The sequence below is a fragment of the Bradyrhizobium sp. BLXBL-01 genome, from assembly GCF_051853025.1.
Lineage (GTDB): Bacteria > Pseudomonadota > Alphaproteobacteria > Rhizobiales > Xanthobacteraceae > Bradyrhizobium.
Genome location: NZ_CP182471.1, coordinates 4,384,490 through 4,402,435, shown reverse-complemented (window position 1 = coordinate 4,402,435; position 17,946 = coordinate 4,384,490). Strand labels below are relative to the sequence as shown.

The following is a 17,946-nucleotide window of genomic DNA, read 5'->3' as shown; positions in this document are numbered from 1 at the left end:
GCGCGGGAAGAGCCTAAAAAACCTGAGGTTTTTGCCCAAATCACGGGCGCGGCTCGGGTTTTCCCCCGAGGACCTCAGCCCGCCCGCCCGCGCCCAGGACGGCAGCTAACGCCCGTCCAGTCCCTTGGCCCGGAAGTCGCCGGGAGCCATGCCATAGGCGGCGTTGAACACCCGGTAATAGGTTGCGAGGCTCTCGAAGCCGCATGAGGCCGCGATATCAGCGATCAGCCGCTCCGGCGCCTCGCGCAGGAGGCGGCGGCTCTGATTCAGGCGCTCGTCGGTCACCGTCTGGGAAAAGCTCTTCTCCGCCATCTCGAACAGCATGTGCAGATGACGCACGGAGACGCCGAGGAGGTCGGCCACCATGGCCGGCGCCAGATTGGGGTCCTCAAGGTGGCGCACGATCAGCCGCCGGGCTTGCGAGAGGCGGGCGGTCCGCAGTGCCTGCTGTCCCCGACGGCTGCCGGGCCGCACGACGCCGCGCTCGATCAGCGCCAGATGGGCCAAAGCCTGGACCAAGGAGGTCTGGACCGCAGCTGCCGCATTGTCCGCGGCGATCTCGCCGAGATCGGCAAAGCAGGCCGCGAGCAGGGATGCCAGGGCCGGATCGTTGAAGGTCCTGGGCGCAAGCTCGCGCATGCGCTTGTCCTGCACCGGGATGCTGCTCACGGGGATCTTGAGGATCCGCAGGTGGAACCCCCCGGTGCCCAGCGGCGCGGTGCGGTAGGGCAGGTCGGTATGGCTGGTGGCGAAGCTGCCATTGGCGATCGCAAAGTCGCTCGTGCGCATGCCGCCGAACCAGCCACCGCTGCCGAGCTGCTGGTAGACGCAGATCGCCTCACCCGGAGCGTAGGCGATGTCCGCCGCGCTGCGCTCGACCGCGTAGGGCGAGGCCTTCAGCTCGACGAGGCCGGCGCCGCCCAGCTGACGCAGCGAGAATTCGCCGAAAAAGTCTGCGCGTCGCTCGCGCGCGAGCTCGGCGGTGACGCCGAACAACCCCCTGGCGCGCACCTCGCGCCAATAATCGAACCGATCCTTCGGGTCGACCTCGTCCGTACACCAGTGCAACACGGCAGCCCCTCGCTTGCGGGGAAATTGTCCAAAAGGAAGCAGATTCCAGCGGAATCGGCCATAGTCGGATCGTACAATCGGAGCCCCGGGGTCCTTGAACCGTGGTCTGGTCTGGGCCGACTATCACACAGCGGCAGGGGGTTCCATGAACTGCCGTTCGAAGATCGGCGGCAGGGCCGGTTCTGCAACGGGAAATTTTGCGATGACGCGTCGGCTTTTCAGAATTCTGGCGGCCCTTGGCCTCGCAGCAAGCCTGGGCGGCTTCGCCGCGCCCGCCTGTGCCGAGAAGCGTGTCGCGCTCGTCGTCGGCAACAACGACTACAAGAACGTGCCGAAGCTGCTCAAGGCCGTCAACGACGCCCGCACCATGGGCGACACGCTGAAGCAGCTCGGCTTCTCGGTGATGGTCGCCGAGAACCAGAGCCGGCAGCAATTCTCCGAGACGCTGCTCGCCTTCGACAAGGCGATCGAGCCTGGCGACACCGCGTTCTTCTTCTATGCCGGCCACGGCTTCGAGATCGCCGGCCAGAACTATCTGCTGCCGACCGACGTGCCGGCGGCGACCGAAGGGCAGGAAGAGCTGGTGCGTGACGCCTCGATCCTGGCCGACCGCATCGTCGAGCGGCTTCAGAACAAGAAGGCACGGACCTCGATCCTGGTGTTCGATGCCTGCCGCAACAATCCGTTCGAGCGCAAGGGCACCCGCGCGGTCGCCGGCGGCGGCGGGCTCGCGCCGATGACGCAGCTGCCCGAGGGCGTGTTCTCGGTGTTCTCCGCGGGTCCCCGCCAGACCGCGCTCGATCGGCTCTCCAATGACGACGCCAATCCGAATTCGGTGTTCACGCGCACTTTCGCCAAGGAGTTGCTCAAGCCCGGCGAGAACCTGGTGCAGGTGGCGCAGCGGACCCGCCGTGCCGTCAGCGAGATGGCCGATACCGTGAAGCACAGGCAGGTGCCTGTTTATTTCGACCAGATGGTCGACGATGTCTTCCTCAGCGGCCTCGCCAAGGACGCCGTCGCGCGTTCGGACGATCCGCCGCCGCAGAAGCTTGCGGCGCTGCCGCCGGTGTCGGTGCCGCAGATGCCCAAGGAGGAGAGCCTCAACGCGCCGATCGCGAGCTTCTCGCGGCACAATGGCGGCTGGAGCGTGACGTTCTCCTTCGCCGATCCGACGCTCGGCATTTCCTGGCGCATGGCCGGCGCGGGCGATTTCCGCGAGACCGGCTTCATCGACACGCTCGATCCGCGCACGCGCAAGCGGATGCCGAACCCGTCGATCGAGCTGCCGCCGGATGCGCAGGCCGGCACCATCGAGGTTCGCTACGTCGACCAGTCCGGCGACATGCAGGGCCCATTCCCGATCAGGTTCGATCCCGAGGCCGCGCTGATCCGCGACCAGCGCAAGATCCTCGACATGACCTCGACGAGCTGGTTGTCGTTCCGCGAGTTCAACGGGCTGCTCGTCTATTACACCCACCTCGTCTCCTATCGCTGCGCCATCCGCGAGGTGCGCATCGGCATCGACACCGCCGTGCCCAACCAGGTGCTGAAGATGCCGCCCTGCGACATGCGCGACCCCAGCGCGGTCAGCGCCGGCATGCCGCTCTACATGAAGCTCGCGCCAAGCACGAAATCCGTCTCGGTCGAGCTGACCTATCGCGACGGCAGCGTCTCGGAGATCAAGAGCTTCAGGAGCGCGAACCGGAGCAACAATTGAGCGGCTGTTCGGCCGGCGGATTGTGACAGGATCACCTTACGGCGTGAACGAAGTTAAATCGGACAGGTCAAGGTGAAAGTGCTAGAGCCGGGGATGACAAAATTCATCATCGCAGCGTTCCTTACGACGCTTCCGGTTCTGGCCCAAACGACTGCGGCCCCCGGCGCGCCGCCACTCACCGACCGCGAACGCGTCCAAGCGGATCGTGCGAAAGCCGCTGAAGAAGAGAGGGTCGCTCCGATCACCCGACCCTGGGATCGCGACGCTGACGGCAAGCGCCCGTGGGAACGGAAGTCGCAAAAGCCCTGAGGCAAGCGAACGTCGAGTCTCCCGGAAGGAACTACTCCTGCTGACTCGGATTGTCTGCCAAACCAGGGAGACGATCCATGATCCGCAAATCCATTCTCGTGATGATCGCTTGTGCTGCAGTCTCGACGACCGCCCTTGCTCAAGGCGGAGGTGGCGGCGGCGGTGGTGCGGGCGGTGCCAGTGGTGCCAGCGCGGGATCTGCGGCAAGCTCAGGTGCCGGAACGGGCACGTCGTCCAGCAGCGCCAATTCGGGACCGTCGGCTCCGTCCGGAATGGGGACCCAGGGAACCACCACCGGAGCGAACGTCAAGACCAACAACAGCCCGAACAATCCGAATGTTCAGCCACCGACCGCGAACGGTAAGTCGCCTGCTGCCGCCCAGGCCGAGCGAAACTCCGGCGTCGGTCATGCGCCCAATGGCATGCCGATCGGCAGTCCGGGGTCCGGGACCAGCAACGAAGACCAGAAATAGTCATCCCCGCATCAAGCAAAGGCCCGCGCTCCTGCGGGCCTTTGTATGCTGCGAACGACCCGCGCGGGCTGTCGCTGCAAATTGAGGCCGTCTCGCCGTGAATCGCGCTAGTATCGTCAGGTATTTCTTGATCGATAGTAGATCGCGGCGGCAATGACATCCGATCAACAAGCGAAGCGGACCATGAAAGTCCGCTGCTGCATCGTCGGCGGCGGACCTGCCGGCATGATGCTCGGCTATCTCCTGGGCCGTGCCGGCATCGACGTCGTGGTGCTGGAGAAGCATGCGGATTTCTTCCGCGACTTCCGCGGCGACACCGTGCATCCCTCGACGCTTCAGGTGATGGACGAACTCGGCCTGATCGACGACTTCCTGAAGCTGCCGCACCAGCGCCTGCAGAAGATGGACGGCCTGTTCGGCGGCACGCCGGTGCGCATTGCCGATCTCAGCCGGCTCAATACCAAATACCCCTTCATCGCCTTCATGCCGCAATGGGACTTCTTGAATTTTCTGCGCGAGGCCGGCCGGCGCTTTGCTTCCCTCGAGGTGATGATGAGCACGGAGGCGATCGATCTGATCCGCCGTGGCGAGACGATCGCCGGCGTGCGGGCGAAGACGCCCGACGGCATCATCGACATCGAAGCCGATCTCACCATCGCCTGCGACGGCCGGCATTCGACGGTGCGTGAGCGCGCTGGGCTTGAGATCGAGGAGATCGGCGCGCCGATGGATGTGCTCTGGTTCCGGGCCGGCCGCAGGCCCGACGAGACCGAGAACGTGTTCGCGCGGGTCGAGCCCGGCAAGATGATGATCACCTTCGACCGCGGCGATTACTGGCAATGCGCCTATGTCATCGCCAAGGGGCAGTACGAGGCGGTGAAGGCGAGGGGGCTGCCGGCGCTGCTCGACGACGTCGTGCGGATGGCGCCGATCCTCCGCTCCGGCATCGCCGAGGTGAAGAGATTCGACGACGTCAAGCTGCTCACCGTCGCGATCAACCGTCTGGCGCGTTGGACGCAGCCTGGCCTTTTGTGCATTGGCGACGCCGCGCATGCGATGTCGCCAGTCGGCGGCGTCGGCGTCAATCTGGCCGTGCAGGATGCGGTTGCGACCGCGAACATCCTGGCGGACAAGCTGCAGCATGGCTGCCCGTCCGAGCACGAGCTCGATGCCATCAGGCGCCGTCGCGAGTTCCCGGTGAAGATGACGCAGCGCATGCAGGTGGTCGTGCAGAACAACATCATCAGCGGCGCGTTGCAGGGCGGCGGCGGCCCGCTGAAGGTGCCGCTGGTCGTGCGCCTCATCACCGCGCTGCCATGGCTGCAGGGCATTCCGGCGCGCCTGATCGCGCTCGGCGTGCGGCCGGAGCACGTGCAATCGCGGGCCGCACCGGTATTTTAGCGTAGGACTTCGGTAGGGATAACGTTGCGTGAAATCGCGCGCGGCGCGTTGCGCGCCTGCAACAGCGCTACCGGATTGACGCCACGGTGCACGTTCAACCGCCACGTTAACCGTGTTGATTTCAATTTTAGTAAGGGCCGTCTGTGACCGTGCGCCCATCAAGGACACGGGGTGTACCATGCGTAATAAATTGATTGCCGCCTTCGCCTGCACGACCGCTCTGGTTTCGACGGGTGCTGCTTCCGCCGCCGATCTCGGTGCGCGCTACACGAAGGCGCCCGCTTACGTCGAGCCGCTGTTCAACTGGACCGGCTTCTATGTCGGCGGCCACATCGGTGGCGCATGGACCAACGAACAGTTCATCAACAGCGGCAACACGACGGCGTTCGGCGATCTCGCTCCGGGCCAGGGCTATCGGCAGCGTGGTTCTGGCCTCATGGGCGGCGCCCAGATCGGCTACAACTGGCAGGCCAACAACTATGTGTTCGGCGTGGAAGGCACGATCTCCGGCCTCGACAACAAGGGCTCGTTCACGAACACCGCGTTTGGTGCCGGGGATGACGTGTTCTCCTGGCGCGCCAACGTGCTCGCGACCGTCGTGGGCCGTGCGGGCTTCGCCGTGCAGAACAACCTCTTCTACATCAAGGGCGGCTATGCCGGTGTGAACAACCGCCTCTCGGTCGCCGACACGGTCGCTCCGGCGACGGGCTCCGGCGGTCAGACCCACTGGGCCAACGGCTGGACCGTCGGCGCTGGATGGGAATACGGCGTCACCCGCAACTGGATCGTCGGCCTCGAATACAATTACGCGGCCTTCGGCAGCCAGACCTATCAGCTCGGCGGCACCGGCGGCAGCTACACCTTCGATGCCAAGCCGCGGGACATTCAGTGGGCCGTCGTGCGCGCGAGCTACAAGTTCGATGCCCCCACCATCGCCCGCTACTGAGCACGTCGACGCAACGCGACCAACGATCAAGAAAAGCACTGCCTCAATTAAAAGCCCCGGCCTTGTCCGGGGCTTCTTTTTTTGCGCTCTCGGCGGGCGGGCGGGCGGGCCTCAGGCCATCACCGAAAATCCGCCGTCGACCGGGATCGCCGTGCCCGTGACGAAATTCGACGCGGGCGATGCCAGGAACACGGCGATGCCGGCGAAGTCGTCGATGTCGCCCCAGCGGCCCGCGGGCGTGCGCGCCAGCACGCGCTCGTGCAGCCCCGAGACCTGCTGCCGTGCGCCGCGGGTGAGATCGGTGTCGATCCAGCCCGGCAGGATGGCGTTGACCTGGATGTTGTCGGGCGCCCAGGCATTGGCGCAGGCGCGGGTGTACTGCACGATGCCGCCCTTGCTGGCCGCATAGGCGGTCGCGAAGCTCGCGCCGAAGATAGACATCATCGAGCCGATGTTGATCACCTTGCCGTTGCCGGACGCCTTCAGCGCGGGATAGGCCAGCTTCGAGCACACGAAGGCGCTGGTGAGGTTGGTGTCGATCACCTTGTTCCACTCGTCGAGCTCGAGCTCGTGCGGCGGTTTGCGGATGCTCATGCCCGCATTGTTGACGAGGACGTCGATGCGGCCGAGCTCCTTGACGACGCGCTCGATCATGGAGGCGACCGCCGCCTTGTCGGTGACGTCGGTGGCGACGGCGATCGCCTTCACGCCGCGCTGCCTGAGATCGGCCACGGCGGCCGCGGACTTGGTCTCGTTGCGTCCGACCACGGCGATATCGGCGCCGGCATCGGCAAGGCCCCGCGCCATGCCGAGCCCGATGCCGCCATTGCCTCCCGTGACGATCGCGACCTTGCCGCGGAGATCGAACCGGCTGGATGTCATGCTTGTATTCCCTGGTTTCTTTATTGGTTGCTCTGCCAGATCAGCACCAGACCGAACCCGGCCATGGCTGCGCCATAGCCGGCCCATTGCAGCTGGTCGACCATGAAGCTCGATCGGGGCCACGGAACCGTGCCGGTGCCCTGTCCGATCCAGAGCAGCCCGAGAGCGGTGGCAAACAGGCCTGCCACCAGCAGAAATCTGCGCATGCCTTCCTCCCATCGGTCCGCTTCTGTCGCGGTCCACGGCATTCAATGAATGCCGCAGCCACGAAAACTTGGCGCCAGACTAGCCGTAGCTCTGGTGCGGATACAATGGGCGGTGGCCGCAAGGCCGCGCGGAGGACGCATGTCGATGCGCAAGATCGTCCAGGGGGCGCCCGGCTCGCCGGCGCATATGAAGCGCTCAACAGTGTCGGACGATAGAACCTCAAACGAAAAAGCCCCGGCGATGCCGGGGCTTTGACGCTTGATCGTGAGATCAGATCAGTACTTCGCGACGACCGGACCGGTCCAGTTGAAGCGGTAGACCAGCGAGGTCGAGATCGTCTGGTTCCAGCTGTTGGCGCGGATGCTGTTGCCGACCGGAAGGTTGCTGACGTCGAACAGTTCGTCCTGAGTCTTGGCATTGTAGAAGGCCGAACGATACTCGGTCTTCATGAACCAGCCGGGCGACGTGATGCCGAAGATGTTCAGGCTGTTCTCGACGCCGCCACCCACGAACCAGCCATGCCGATCGTAGCTGCTGAGATGGACGCCCACGGGAGTGCCGCCCAGCGTCGTGAAGTTGGTCTGGCCGAAATGAGCGCCGGAGTAACCGCCGTTGACGTAGGACAAAACGTTCGGGGCGACCAGCCAACCGAGGCGAACACCCGCAGCCCAGGAGGTTTCCAGCTTCTGGTTGCCAGTGATGCCGAGGGTCGGATCCTGGATGGTGGCGCGGATGCTGCCGAACTGACCGTCGGCGAACACACCAGCGACCCAAGTGCCGCTGAACTGCCAGTCGTAGCCGGCGCCAACCGTGCCGAACCAGCCCGAGCCGCCCTGGCGCTGAGTGATCGTCAGCGGGGTACCCGTGCCGGTATCGACAACGCTCTGGTCAGCATTCGAGAGACCGCCGCCGCCGCCGCCGAAGACGTAGAAGCCGGTCCAGTTGGCGACGGGCGCCGGCATCGGGGCCTTCGCGTAGGGACGGGCAGCCAAGTCGGCAGCCGAGGCCGAACCGGTCATCGCCGCGACCGCGGTCAGAGCGAGCAAAATCTTCTTCATGTTAAAATCCCCAAACCTTGTCGGCGCGAGCGCACTGAAGTCCGTGTCATCTGATGCCCGAACTATAGACGGTTCTCGCCGAAATGCTGTTGCAGGGCAGGCACAGTCGCCGGAAAACGCCGGTGCGGAGGTATTTGCGGCGTTGTCGCGGGAATCTGTAATATCGATTGCATTTCAATAACTTGAGCGAATTCCGGCGTTTCGATTTTGCTAACGTCTCGTTAGCAAATTCGGCTTTGTCCGAAATGGAGGCAAACATGCCTCGGTCGCGGCATCCGTTGAGTCGCTGGCCGAGTCGCCTTGAGACGATCCGGGAATCAACGAAATACCGGCAGTCCACCCGGAAAGCCGGCCGGATCGGGCACCCGCTCCTCAAACGACACAGCCCCGGCTTAGGACCGGGGCTGTGATTGGCGTATGGCCGGTTGGGTTGCCGCCTCAGACGTCCAGCAGCTCGTCGCTGGCAAACTCGGCCTTGTCCGAGATGAAGGCAAAGCGCGCCTCGGCCTTGGTGCCCATCAGCCGCTCGACCGAATCCGCCGTGGTGTCGCGGTCGTCGGCCAGCAGCACCACCTTGAGCAGCGTCCGCTTGGCCGGGTCCATGGTGGTCTCCTTGAGCTGCGCCGGCATCATCTCGCCGAGACCTTTGAAGCGGTTCACCTCGACCTTGGCGTTGGCGTTGAACGCGCTCTTGAGCAGCGCCTCCTTGTGGGCGTCGTCGCGAGCGTAGACCGACTTGGAGCCGTGGGTCAGCTTGTAGAGCGGCGGCACTGCGAGGAAGAGGTGGCCTTCGTCGATCAGGCGCGGCATCTGGCGGTAGAAGAAGGTGATCAGGAGCGAGGCGATGTGGGCGCCGTCGACGTCGGCGTCGGTCATGATGATGATGCGCTGATAGCGCAGATCCTCTTCGCGATATTGCGCGAGCGTACCGCAGCCGATCGCCTGCACGAGATCCGAGAGCTGCGCGTTCGCCGTCAGCTTGTCCTTGCCGGCGGAAGCGACGTTGAGGATCTTGCCGCGCAGCGGCAGCACTGCTTGCGTCTTGCGGTCGCGCGCCTGCTTGGCGCTGCCGCCTGCCGAGTCGCCCTCGACGATGAAGAGCTCGGAGCCGTCGGTGCCGGCATCGGTGCAGTCGGCGAGCTTCCCGGGCAGGCGCAGCTTCTTGCCGGCGGTTTTCCGCGCGGTCTCTTTCTCCTGCCGCCGCCGCAGGCGCTCCTCGGCGCGGTCGATGACGAAATCGAGCAGCCGGTTGGCCATGTTTGGATTGCCCGACAGCCAATGGTCGAACGGATCCTTCATCGCCTGCTCGACGATGCGCTGTGCTTCGGCGGTGGCGAGGCGATCCTTGGTCTGGCCCTGGAATTCCGGCTCGCGCACGAACACCGAGAGCATCACGGCGGCGCCCACCATCACGTCTTCCGAGGTGACGGAGGCCGCGCGCTTGCCCTGGCCGACGCGCTCGGCGTGATCCTTCAGGCCGCGCAGCAGCGCGCTGCGCAGGCCGGATTCGTGCGTGCCGCCGTCGGGCGTCGGCACGGTGTTGGTGTAGGACGAGAGGAAGCCGTCGGCATCAGCGGTCCAGGCCACCGCCCATTCGCAGGCGCCGTGCGCGCCGTTGCGCCCCGACTTGCCGGAGAAGATGTCGGGATGCACCAGCGTGTCGGCGTGGATCGCGGCCGCGAGATAATCCTTGAGGCCGCCGGGGAAGTGGAAGGTCGCCTCCGCCGGCACGTCCTCGACGCCCTTGAGCAGCTCCGGCGCGCAGTTCCAGCGAATCTCGACGCCGCCGAACAGATAGGCCTTCGAGCGCGTCATCTTGAACAGCCGCTGCGGCTTGAACGCGGCCTTGGCACCGAAGATGTCGGTGTCGGGCTTGAAGCGCACGCGCGTGCCGCGGCGGTTGTTGATCTTGCCGAGATCCTCGAGCTTGCCCTTGGGGTGACCGCGCTCGAACGTCATGCGGTAGAGCTTCTGGCTGCGCGCGACCTCGACCTCGAGACGGGAGGAGAGGGCGTTCACCACCGAGATGCCGACGCCGTGCAGGCCGCCCGAGGTCTCGTAGACCTTGCTGTCGAACTTGCCGCCCGAATGCAGCGTGCACATGATGACTTCGAGCGCCGACTTCTTTGGGAATTTCGGATGCGGGTCGACCGGGATGCCGCGGCCGTTGTCGGTCACGGTCAGGAACCCGTCTGCGCTGAGCTCGACTCCGATGAAGGTCGCGTGTCCGGCCAGCGCCTCGTCCATCGAGTTGTCGATGACCTCGGCGAACAAATGATGCAGCGCCTTCTCGTCGGTGCCGCCGATATACATGCCGGGCCGGCGCCGCACCGGTTCCAGCCCTTCGAGCACTTCGATGTCGGCGGCCGTGTAATCGGCTTCCCCGCCGCTTCCGCGCGGCGCCGCCTTGGTGGCGCGGGGCTTCGGCTCGTCACCGCCGAAAAAGTCGTCTTTTGCTTTGGGCTTCAATTGCTTGGACATGTATCTTGATACGTTTTGAGGGCCGCGGCAGCCGCGAATCGGTTAGGCCGACTATGCCACTTCTCACCTGGAAAGGTTACCGGAGGGCGGGCCGCGCGCTGTGGGTTGGGAGCCAATCCCGGCGATTTTACGCCGCAGGCCCGCCATTTCCCGGCAATTTGACGTTCCCGCCTTAGTCATGTCGGGTTTTGTGACTTGATGTCACACAAGTCCTTGGCTTACCAGTCCTTTTCATCGAGCAGCACCTTGAGACGGGGCGGGAAGGCTTTTTTGGATGGAGCAGTTTGCGCACGCCCTGGCTGACTTCGTGCGCGTTCACCAGGCCTGGGCGGCGCCAATCGTGTTCGTGCTGGCGTTCGGCGAGTCGCTCGCGTTCATCTCGCTTCTGGTCCCGGCCTGGGGTGCGCTGGTGGCCATCGGCGCACTGATCGGGGCGAGCGGCATCAGCTTCTACCCGGTCTGGATCGCCGGTGGCCTCGGCGCGGCGCTGGGCGACTGGGTCTCCTACTGGTTCGGCTACCGCTACAAGGAGAGGGTTGCCCAGATGTGGCCGCTCTCGCGCTATCCGGAACTCCTGCCCCGAGGTGAGGCCTTCGTGCGCAGCTGGGGCATCCCCAGCATCTTCATCGGCCGCTTCTTCGGCCCCTTGCGCGCCTCCGTGCCGCTCGCGGCCGGCATTTTCGAGATGCCCTATTGGAGCTTTCAGGCCGCCAATTTCGTCTCGGCCCTGATCTGGTCGGCCGTGCTGCTGCTGTTCGGCGACGTGCTCGCCAAGATCATGGAATGGATCTGGCGGGTGATCTGACCGGGCAACCGGGCCGCCCGGTCAGGGCGTCAGGCCAAGCCTACAGCGTTGCGTTCCAGATCGCGGGGATCCAGCGATAACCGGAGCCGTCCTTTTCCTTCTCGACCCGGACGAGACCGGGGAAGGCGGCGTGGAAGGCCTGGATCGGCATCTTCTCGGCAATCGCCATGTCGTAGAGCTTGCGCCGCGTCTGCTGTGCCAGCGGTTTGTCGACATCGGATGCGATGTTCCATTCGGGATGCTTCACGAACAGGAACGCTGCGCCCGCGGTGATATCCACCTGTACAAGCACCTTCTCGGCGCCGGAGGCGACGACAAAGGAATTGTGGCCCGGCGTGTGGCCGGGGCTAGCCACCGAGGTGATACCGGGCGCGACCTCCTTACCGGCCTCGTATTGCGTCACCTTGCGACCGAGCGCATCGAACACGCGGCGGATGTTCTTGAAATTGTTCTCGAGGATCGGATTGCCCATTCCCTTGCTCATCTCGCCGTCGTCCATCCAGAACTTCCATTCCGCCGCCGGCACCATGATCTCGGCATTGGGGAAGGCGGGCTTGTTCTCGGCTGCCAGCAGGCCGTTGATGTGGTCGCCATGGAAGTGGGAGATGATGACGGTGTCGATCGCCGCGCGGTCGATGCTTGCGGCTGCCAGGTTGTTGTGGAACTGGCCGACCTTGCCCTTGGTCTGCGCGAACTGGTCGGGCCCAAGACCCGTGTCGATGACGACGAGCTTCGGTCCGGTGTTGACGACCACGGGGTTGAATGTGTGGGTGACCTTGTCGGTCGGCAGGTGATGTTCGGCGAAGACCTTGTTGATGTCGTCCTTGCTGGCACCGGCCGCGTAATTGTCGGTCAAATTGACGGTGGCAACGCCGTCGCAGACCACCGTGACCTGATGGGTGCCGACATTGTAGCGATAAAAGCTCGCATTCTGCTTTTCGGCCGGGGGCGCGGCGGCGCTCGCGGGAGAGGTCTTCACGAAGGGCAGGAGCGCCGAGGCGGCGGCACCGGCCAGCGTAGCGCGACGTGTGATCTCGGTCATGACGATGTCCTGAGGCTGGGTTGCGAAAGGGAGGACCCGGCGAGGTTGTGGCCCGCCGGTCATTCTCGGGAACACCCACGCTTAAGGGAAATTCCGCTGCAAGCCGATGACATCCGTGCGGCAACGTGCCGTCCCGTCACCAGTGCGGCAACGTGCCGTCACCAGTGCGGCATTGTGGCGGTCGACCCCGGCATCCCGCGAGCCGATTTGGACTTGACCCTGGAACCCGCAGGCCTTATAGCCGCGCGCCATGATCAACGCCGCGACCATCATGTTCGCTCGCCGCCGCCGCCGCAGCTTAGCGGTTTGGGCGGTCGATCGCGTTTGAGATCATCGTCTTTGCCGCTGGACCCGATCCGCGGCATCCTCTCTCCTGTCAGCGCGATCTGATCCGGCGGCTCCCCCGAGGAGGCCCAGCAGGAGACCACGATGTACACGCCACCCTTTTTCAAGCAGGACCGCGCCGCGAGTTTGAAATTCGCCGAGGAGCGCGGCTTCGGCACCATGTGCGCGTTCGACGGCAGGAAGCCGATCGCCTCGCCATTGCCGTTCTATTTGACCTATGCCGCAGACGGCACGCCGCAGGCCGCGTTTCATCTCGCCCGTCACAATCCGCTGCTAAAGCAGGCGGGCGGCGATGCGTCGTGGCTGCTCGCGGTCAACGGCCCCGATGCCTATGTATCGCCGGACTGGTACGTCTCGCCGGATCAGGTTCCGACCTGGCTCTACCAATCGGTGCATCTGAGCGGTCCAGTACGGCCGTTGTCGGATGAGGAGCTCGCGGTGCAGGTCGACACGCTCAGCGACAAGTTCGAGAATTGGCTGCTGCCGAAGAAGCCATGGACCTCGGACAAGATGACGGCGGGCCGGCTGGAAGCGATGAAGAAGGGAATCGTGGGTCTGGTCATGACGGTTGAAGAGGTCGAGGGCAGCTTCAAGCTCAACCAGCACAAGTCCGACGCCGACTATACGGCGATCGCCAATGCGCTCGGCGCGCAGCCCGCGGCCGACGCCAGGAAAATCGCGCAACTGATGCAGGACGTGAGGCCGGAAGCCTTTGCGGCCGAGACCAACAAGCTCGAAAGGAGCGTTCCATGAGCCTCACCGAAACCACGAAAGCCCCGATCACCGGCGCGGCCAAGAAGCCCGCCACCGTCTTCGTCGACGGCGGCTCCGGCACCACCGGGCTCGGCATCAACGAGCGGTTGAAGCTCCAGAGCGACGTTGCGGTCAAGACCATCGCCGACGACAAGCGCAAGGATCCGGCCGCCAAGAAGGCACTGATGGAGGAGGTGGATCTCGTCATCCTCTGCCTGCCCGACGCCGCCGCCAAGGAAACCGTTGCCCTGGTCGACAGCATGGGCAATCAAGGGCCGAAGGTGCTGGATGCCTCGACCGCCTACCGGGTCGCGCCGGACTGGGCTTACGGCTTTCCGGAGCTGACGCCGGACCAGGCCGGCAAGATCAAGGCCGCGAAGAAGGTCTCCAATCCCGGCTGCTATCCGACCGGCGCGATCGCGCTGTTGCGGCCGATCGTCGATGCTGGCCTGCTGCCATCGGATTATCCCGTCACCGTCAACGCGGTGAGCGGCTATTCCGGCGGCGGCAAGTCGATGATCGCAAGCTTCGAGGATGGCAGCGCGCCGTCCTTCGAGCTCTACGGCCTCGGCTTCGAGCACAAGCATCTGCCGGAGATGCAGCTCTATTCGAACCTGACGCGGCGGCCGATCTTCATCCCCTCGGTCGGCAACTATCGACAGGGCATGCTGGTTTCGGTGCCGCTCCAGCTCGACACGCTGCCGGGCAAGCCTGGCGGCGCCGACCTGCAGGCGGCGATGGCGAAGCGTTACGCCGGCTCGAAATACGTCAAGGTGATGCCGCTGCAGAGCGAGGCGAGCAAGGGCGGCCGGCTCGAGCCGGAGGCGCTCAACGAGACCAACATGCTCGAGCTCTACGTCTTCGCCAGCGACAAATATCACCAGGCGCTACTGGTCGCCCGGCTCGACAATCTCGGCAAGGGCGCATCCGGTGCAGCCGTGCAGAACATGCGGCTGATGCTGGGACTGCCGGAGGAGTAGGGCAGTCTCGTGTCCCGGACGCGGTGCAGCTCTTAGCGCTGCTCCGCAGAGCCGGGACCCATAACACGACAGGCGAAAGCAAGACCATGGGCCCCGGCTCTGCAGCGCACCGCCAAGAGGCGTTGCACTGCGTCCGGGGCACAAGCTCAGTACTTCGCGACGAGCGGCCCGCCGAACCGGTAGTTGATGCGGGCGGTGATCAGATCGACGTCCTGACCGATCCGATCGGTGCGCGAGAACGTGCCGGCAGGCGCCAGCGCGCCGGTGGAGGTCAGCGTGACGTCGCGCCGGCCCATGAACAGATGGTCGTACTCGAGGCCGACCGACCAGTTCGGGGCAAAGCCGTACTCGAAGCCGACGCCGACCGCGGCGCCCCAACGAGTCTCGTTGGCACGGTCGAACTCGGCTCCGGCCAGACCGCCCGTGCCGGCGCCCCGGTAGCGATCGCTGGTGACGGCGGCGCCGCCCTTCACATAGAGCAGCGCGCTGTTCCAGGCGTAGCCGACCTGGCCGGTGAACAGGCCGAAAGCCTCGATCCGGGTGCGGTTCTCGACTCCGAGAATGGCGCTGGCATTCCGGCCATAGAGATCGGCCCAGTCGCCCTGCGCTTCGAGACCAAACACGAAGGCACTGCTCTGCCAGCGATAGCCCACCTGGCCGCCGGCCACCGCGCCGGTCGCGTCATGGCACCCTTCGGCAACGCCGGGGCCGAAGCCGGCGATCTGGTCCCAGCACTTGCGCGACGTACCGTATCCGCCATTGGCGCCGATGTAGAAGCCGCTCCAGTCATAGATCGCGGCGATCATCGGCGGCGCCTTGGTGTAGGGGCGGGCGGCGAGATCGGCGGCACTGGCCTGCGTCGTGATGGCTGCGAGCGAGAGCGCGCCGAGCGCGGATGCAATCTTCCAATTCATGTCTGCCCCGAATCAATCAATTGCGATGGGTAAATATAGCTGTGGAGGAACGAGCCAGCGCGTTGGCAGAGCGGGCCGTTGCCGATTCTTCCGGACTGTCATCCTTCGGCAACAGTCTATCGGTCATCCAACCGCTGGTTGCGGCTGCGAAAGCGTGACTTCGGCGCAAGCCTGCCGCTTCAAACCAATCCGAAGATCGCCAGCGCCAGCACGGCCTGGGCGAGGAAGCCGACGGTGAAGGCGAGGGTACGGAACACCGGAATTCCGAGCGCATAGACGATGGTGTGCGCGACTCGCGACCAGAAATAGACGGCGCAGGCGAGCACCGTCCATTTCGTGGAATAGTCGATCGCGTTCAGGATCAGCACCAGCGGGGCGAAGATAATGAGGTTCTCGACCGCGTTGTCATGCGCGAACATCAGCCGGTTCGCCCATTCCGCCTGCGGCTTGTCGCCCCGCGAGGGGTTGGCCATGGCACCGCTCAACCCGCGAACCTGGCAGCGGTTGATGATGTAGGGAATCCACAAAACCCCCGTCAGGATCACCGTCAGTGTCAGCCAGAACAATTCGCGTGTCATAGTGCCGGTCCCCTGTGTCGTCGCTGGATTGAGGCGAGTCTATACGAAAGCGCGCCGGATTCCGCTACGCGCGAACTCTGACATAGCTGCCGGGCGCGTCCTCGATCGGCGGGAAAGCTTCGCTGCCGACCGCGCGCGCCGGGACTTCCTCGGGATCGAGCTCGCCCAGCCATTGGCGCCAGTCCGGCCACCACGAGCCCTTGTGCTCCACGGCGCCCTTCATCCACTGCGCGACGTTGACGTTCTTGATGTTGTCGTTGGTCCAATATTGGTACTTGTTCGCGGCAGGCGGATTGACCACGCCCGCGATGTGGCCCGAGCCGGACAGCACGTATTTCACGGGGCCGCCGAAGAACTGCGAGCCGTACAGCACCGATTCAGCGGGCGCGATGTGGTCCTCGCGGGTGGCGAGGTTGTAGACGGGCACCTTGACCTTGGAGAGATCGAGCAGGGTGTTCTCGAGCACCATCGTGCCGGTGGAGAGCCGGTTCTCGAGATAGCAATTGCGCAGGTAATAGGAATGGTTGGCCTGGGTCATCCGTGTCGCATCGGAGTTCCAGTGCAACAGGTCGAACGCGCTCGGCTGCTGGCCCTTCAGATAATTGCTGACCACATAGGACCAGATCAGGTCGTTGGAGCGCAGCATGTTGAAGGCCATCGCCATCTTCGAGCCTTCGAGCACGCCGGCCGTCTTCATGTCGTGCTCGAGCGCTGCGATCTGCTCCTCGTCGACGAACACGAGGAGGTCACCCGCATGGGTGAAGTCGACTTGCGCCGCGAAGAACGTCGCCGAACTCACGCGCTGGCGGCGCTTCTCGGCAAGCCAGGCCAGCGTGGTCGCGAGCATCGTACCGCCGACGCAATAGCCGGCGGTGTGCACCTTCATCTCGCCGGTGACCTTCTCGATCACGTCCATCGCCGTGAGCGGGCCTTCCTTCATGTAGTCTTCCCAGCCCTTGGTACCGAGCCGCTTGTCGGGATTGACCCATGAGACCACGAACACGGTGATGCCCTGGTCGACGCACCACTTGATGTAGGATTTCTCCGGCTTGAGATCGAGGATGTAGAACTTGTTGATCCAGGGCGGCACGATCAGGAGCGGGGTGCGCAGCACCTTCTCCGTCGTCGGCGAATACTGGATCAGCTGCATCATCTCGTTCTGGTAGATCACCTTGCCCGGCGTCGTCGCCATGTTGACGCCGACGACGAGATTGTCCGGGTTGGACTGGCGGATCTTCAGCATGCCCTTGCCGGCGGCGATGTCCTCGGCCAGCATCTTCAGGCCGCGCGCGAGGTTCTCGCCGCTGGACGCCACCGTCTCGCGCAGCACCTCGGGATTGGTCAGCACGAAGTTCGATGGCGAGAGCGCGTTGGTGACCTGCTGGACGTAGAAGTCGGCCTTGCGGCGCGTGTTCGGATCGAGCCCTTCGGCGTCGCGCACCAGCTCCTGCGCCCATTTGGTCGTGAGCAGATAGAGCTGCATGACGAAGTCGAAGAACTGGTTCGACTTCCACTCCGGATCGGCGAAGCGCTTGTCGCGCGGCGAGGGCGCGATCGCCGGCTCGGCGTTCTGACCGGCCATGCGGCGCGCCGCCGAGCCCCAGAGGTCGAGATAGTCCTTGGCGAGCTTGGTCTGCAGATCGGACGAGCGCGAGGAGTCCGACAGCCAGTATTCGGCGACCGCGGTGAAGGTCTTGACCATCTCCGTGAGCTCGGGCGGCGGGCGGTCCCGCACCTCGCCGCTCTCGCGCGGCTTGAGGTAGGCGGCGAGCGCCTTGCCGCCGCTCTCCATCGCCCGCGCGACGTTCATCGCGAAGGCTTCGGCATCGAACTTCGTCTCGGGTTTCGGCGTATCGGTCGTGGCCATACTCATGAGCAGAACAGTAACGATTCATTCCGTATTCGTCACCGCGAAGCTCGCATGTTTGACGTTAAACACTCTCGAAGATGTGTTGCACTGCGACAAATCTTCTTGGTTCCGTCA

General features: G+C 64.6%; 18 protein-coding genes. 8 read left to right on the top strand and 10 right to left on the bottom strand.

All coding sequences use genetic code 11. The annotated features are described in order from the left end of the window. Positions 1-105: 105 nt before the first annotated feature. Entirely contained in the window at positions 106-1,071 is a 966-nt protein-coding gene (locus tag ACNJYA_RS20495; RefSeq protein ID WP_439400626.1) for a helix-turn-helix transcriptional regulator, read from the bottom strand. A gap of 202 nt (positions 1,072-1,273) precedes the next feature. On the opposite strand from ACNJYA_RS20495, the gene ACNJYA_RS20490 reads away from it, so the two are divergent. From ACNJYA_RS20490 to ACNJYA_RS20470, 5 genes are all read left to right on the top strand, one after another. After that, positions 1,274-2,788 carry a caspase family protein gene (locus tag ACNJYA_RS20490; RefSeq protein ID WP_439400625.1) on the top strand — a complete coding sequence of 505 codons (1,515 nt, stop codon included), beginning with the start codon at positions 1,274-1,276 and terminating at the stop codon, positions 2,786-2,788. A gap of 93 nt (positions 2,789-2,881) precedes the next feature. Continuing rightward, entirely contained in the window at positions 2,882-3,097 is a 216-nt protein-coding gene (locus ACNJYA_RS20485) for a hypothetical protein (protein ID WP_172789126.1), read from the top strand. A 77-nt stretch (positions 3,098-3,174) separates the two neighbouring features. After that, positions 3,175-3,570: a hypothetical protein gene (locus tag ACNJYA_RS20480; protein WP_439400624.1), complete on the top strand. Its 396-nt coding sequence runs from the start codon at positions 3,175-3,177 to the stop codon at positions 3,568-3,570. A 153-nt stretch (positions 3,571-3,723) separates the two neighbouring features. Further along, positions 3,724-4,971 carry an FAD-dependent oxidoreductase gene (locus ACNJYA_RS20475; protein WP_439363154.1) on the top strand — a complete coding sequence of 416 codons (1,248 nt, stop codon included), beginning with the start codon at positions 3,724-3,726 and terminating at the stop codon, positions 4,969-4,971. Positions 4,972-5,149: 178 nt separating this feature from the next. Then, on the top strand, positions 5,150-5,917 hold the full coding sequence (locus tag ACNJYA_RS20470) for an outer membrane protein (RefSeq protein ID WP_212258596.1): 768 nt from the start codon (positions 5,150-5,152) through the stop codon (positions 5,915-5,917). A 111-nt stretch (positions 5,918-6,028) separates the two neighbouring features. On the opposite strand, the gene ACNJYA_RS20465 is transcribed toward ACNJYA_RS20470, so the two are convergent. The 4 genes from ACNJYA_RS20465 to parE all read right to left on the bottom strand — a co-directional run bounded on the left by ACNJYA_RS20465 (position 6,029) and on the right by parE (position 10,545). Beyond that, positions 6,029-6,799 carry an SDR family NAD(P)-dependent oxidoreductase gene (locus ACNJYA_RS20465; protein WP_212258597.1) on the bottom strand — a complete coding sequence of 257 codons (771 nt, stop codon included), beginning with the start codon at positions 6,797-6,799 and terminating at the stop codon, positions 6,029-6,031. 20 nt (positions 6,800-6,819) lie between these two features. Continuing rightward, on the bottom strand, positions 6,820-7,005 hold the full coding sequence (locus ACNJYA_RS20460) for a hypothetical protein (protein WP_172789131.1): 186 nt from the start codon (positions 7,003-7,005) through the stop codon (positions 6,820-6,822). 276 nt (positions 7,006-7,281) lie between these two features. Further along, a complete protein-coding gene (locus ACNJYA_RS20455) occupies positions 7,282-8,064 on the bottom strand; it encodes an outer membrane protein (RefSeq protein WP_172789132.1) in 783 nt (260 codons plus the stop codon). Between the two features lie 438 nt (positions 8,065-8,502). Continuing rightward, positions 8,503-10,545, bottom strand: a complete 2,043-nt coding sequence (gene parE, locus ACNJYA_RS20450; RefSeq protein ID WP_439400623.1) for a DNA topoisomerase IV subunit B — start codon at positions 10,543-10,545, stop codon at positions 8,503-8,505. 274 nt (positions 10,546-10,819) lie between these two features. Between parE and ACNJYA_RS20445 the strand changes: the two genes are divergently transcribed. Further along, positions 10,820-11,350, top strand: coding sequence for a DedA family protein (locus ACNJYA_RS20445; RefSeq protein WP_271498485.1), 531 nt, complete (start codon positions 10,820-10,822; stop codon positions 11,348-11,350). A 40-nt stretch (positions 11,351-11,390) separates the two neighbouring features. Here ACNJYA_RS20445 and ACNJYA_RS20440 read toward each other — a convergent pair whose 3' ends face one another. Continuing rightward, positions 11,391-12,392, bottom strand: coding sequence for an MBL fold metallo-hydrolase (locus tag ACNJYA_RS20440; RefSeq protein ID WP_212258602.1), 1,002 nt, complete (start codon positions 12,390-12,392; stop codon positions 11,391-11,393). An 81-nt stretch (positions 12,393-12,473) separates the two neighbouring features. Then, positions 12,474-12,665 (bottom strand): hypothetical protein, encoded by a 192-nt coding sequence (locus ACNJYA_RS20435; RefSeq protein ID WP_439400622.1) that lies wholly within the window; start codon positions 12,663-12,665, stop codon positions 12,474-12,476. 156 nt (positions 12,666-12,821) lie between these two features. Here ACNJYA_RS20435 and ACNJYA_RS20430 point away from each other — a divergent pair, with 156 nt between their 5' ends. After that, positions 12,822-13,490, top strand: a complete 669-nt coding sequence (locus ACNJYA_RS20430) for an FMN-binding negative transcriptional regulator (RefSeq protein ID WP_439400621.1) — start codon at positions 12,822-12,824, stop codon at positions 13,488-13,490. After that, entirely contained in the window at positions 13,487-14,470 is a 984-nt protein-coding gene (gene argC, locus ACNJYA_RS20425) for an N-acetyl-gamma-glutamyl-phosphate reductase (RefSeq protein WP_439400620.1), read from the top strand. The genes ACNJYA_RS20430 and argC overlap by 4 nt, the downstream gene beginning before the upstream one ends. A 146-nt stretch (positions 14,471-14,616) precedes the next feature. On the opposite strand, the gene ACNJYA_RS20420 is transcribed toward argC, so the two are convergent. The 3 genes from ACNJYA_RS20420 to ACNJYA_RS20410 form a co-directional block, all read right to left on the bottom strand. Then, complete coding sequence (locus ACNJYA_RS20420; RefSeq protein ID WP_260383548.1) at positions 14,617-15,384, bottom strand: outer membrane protein; 768 nt, start codon at positions 15,382-15,384, stop codon at positions 14,617-14,619. A 179-nt stretch (positions 15,385-15,563) separates the two neighbouring features. Then, positions 15,564-15,962: an MAPEG family protein gene (locus ACNJYA_RS20415; protein ID WP_172789140.1), complete on the bottom strand. Its 399-nt coding sequence runs from the start codon at positions 15,960-15,962 to the stop codon at positions 15,564-15,566. A 64-nt stretch (positions 15,963-16,026) separates the two neighbouring features. Continuing rightward, complete coding sequence (locus tag ACNJYA_RS20410; protein ID WP_439400619.1) at positions 16,027-17,835, bottom strand: PHA/PHB synthase family protein; 1,809 nt, start codon at positions 17,833-17,835, stop codon at positions 16,027-16,029. Positions 17,836-17,946: the final 111 nt, after the last annotated feature.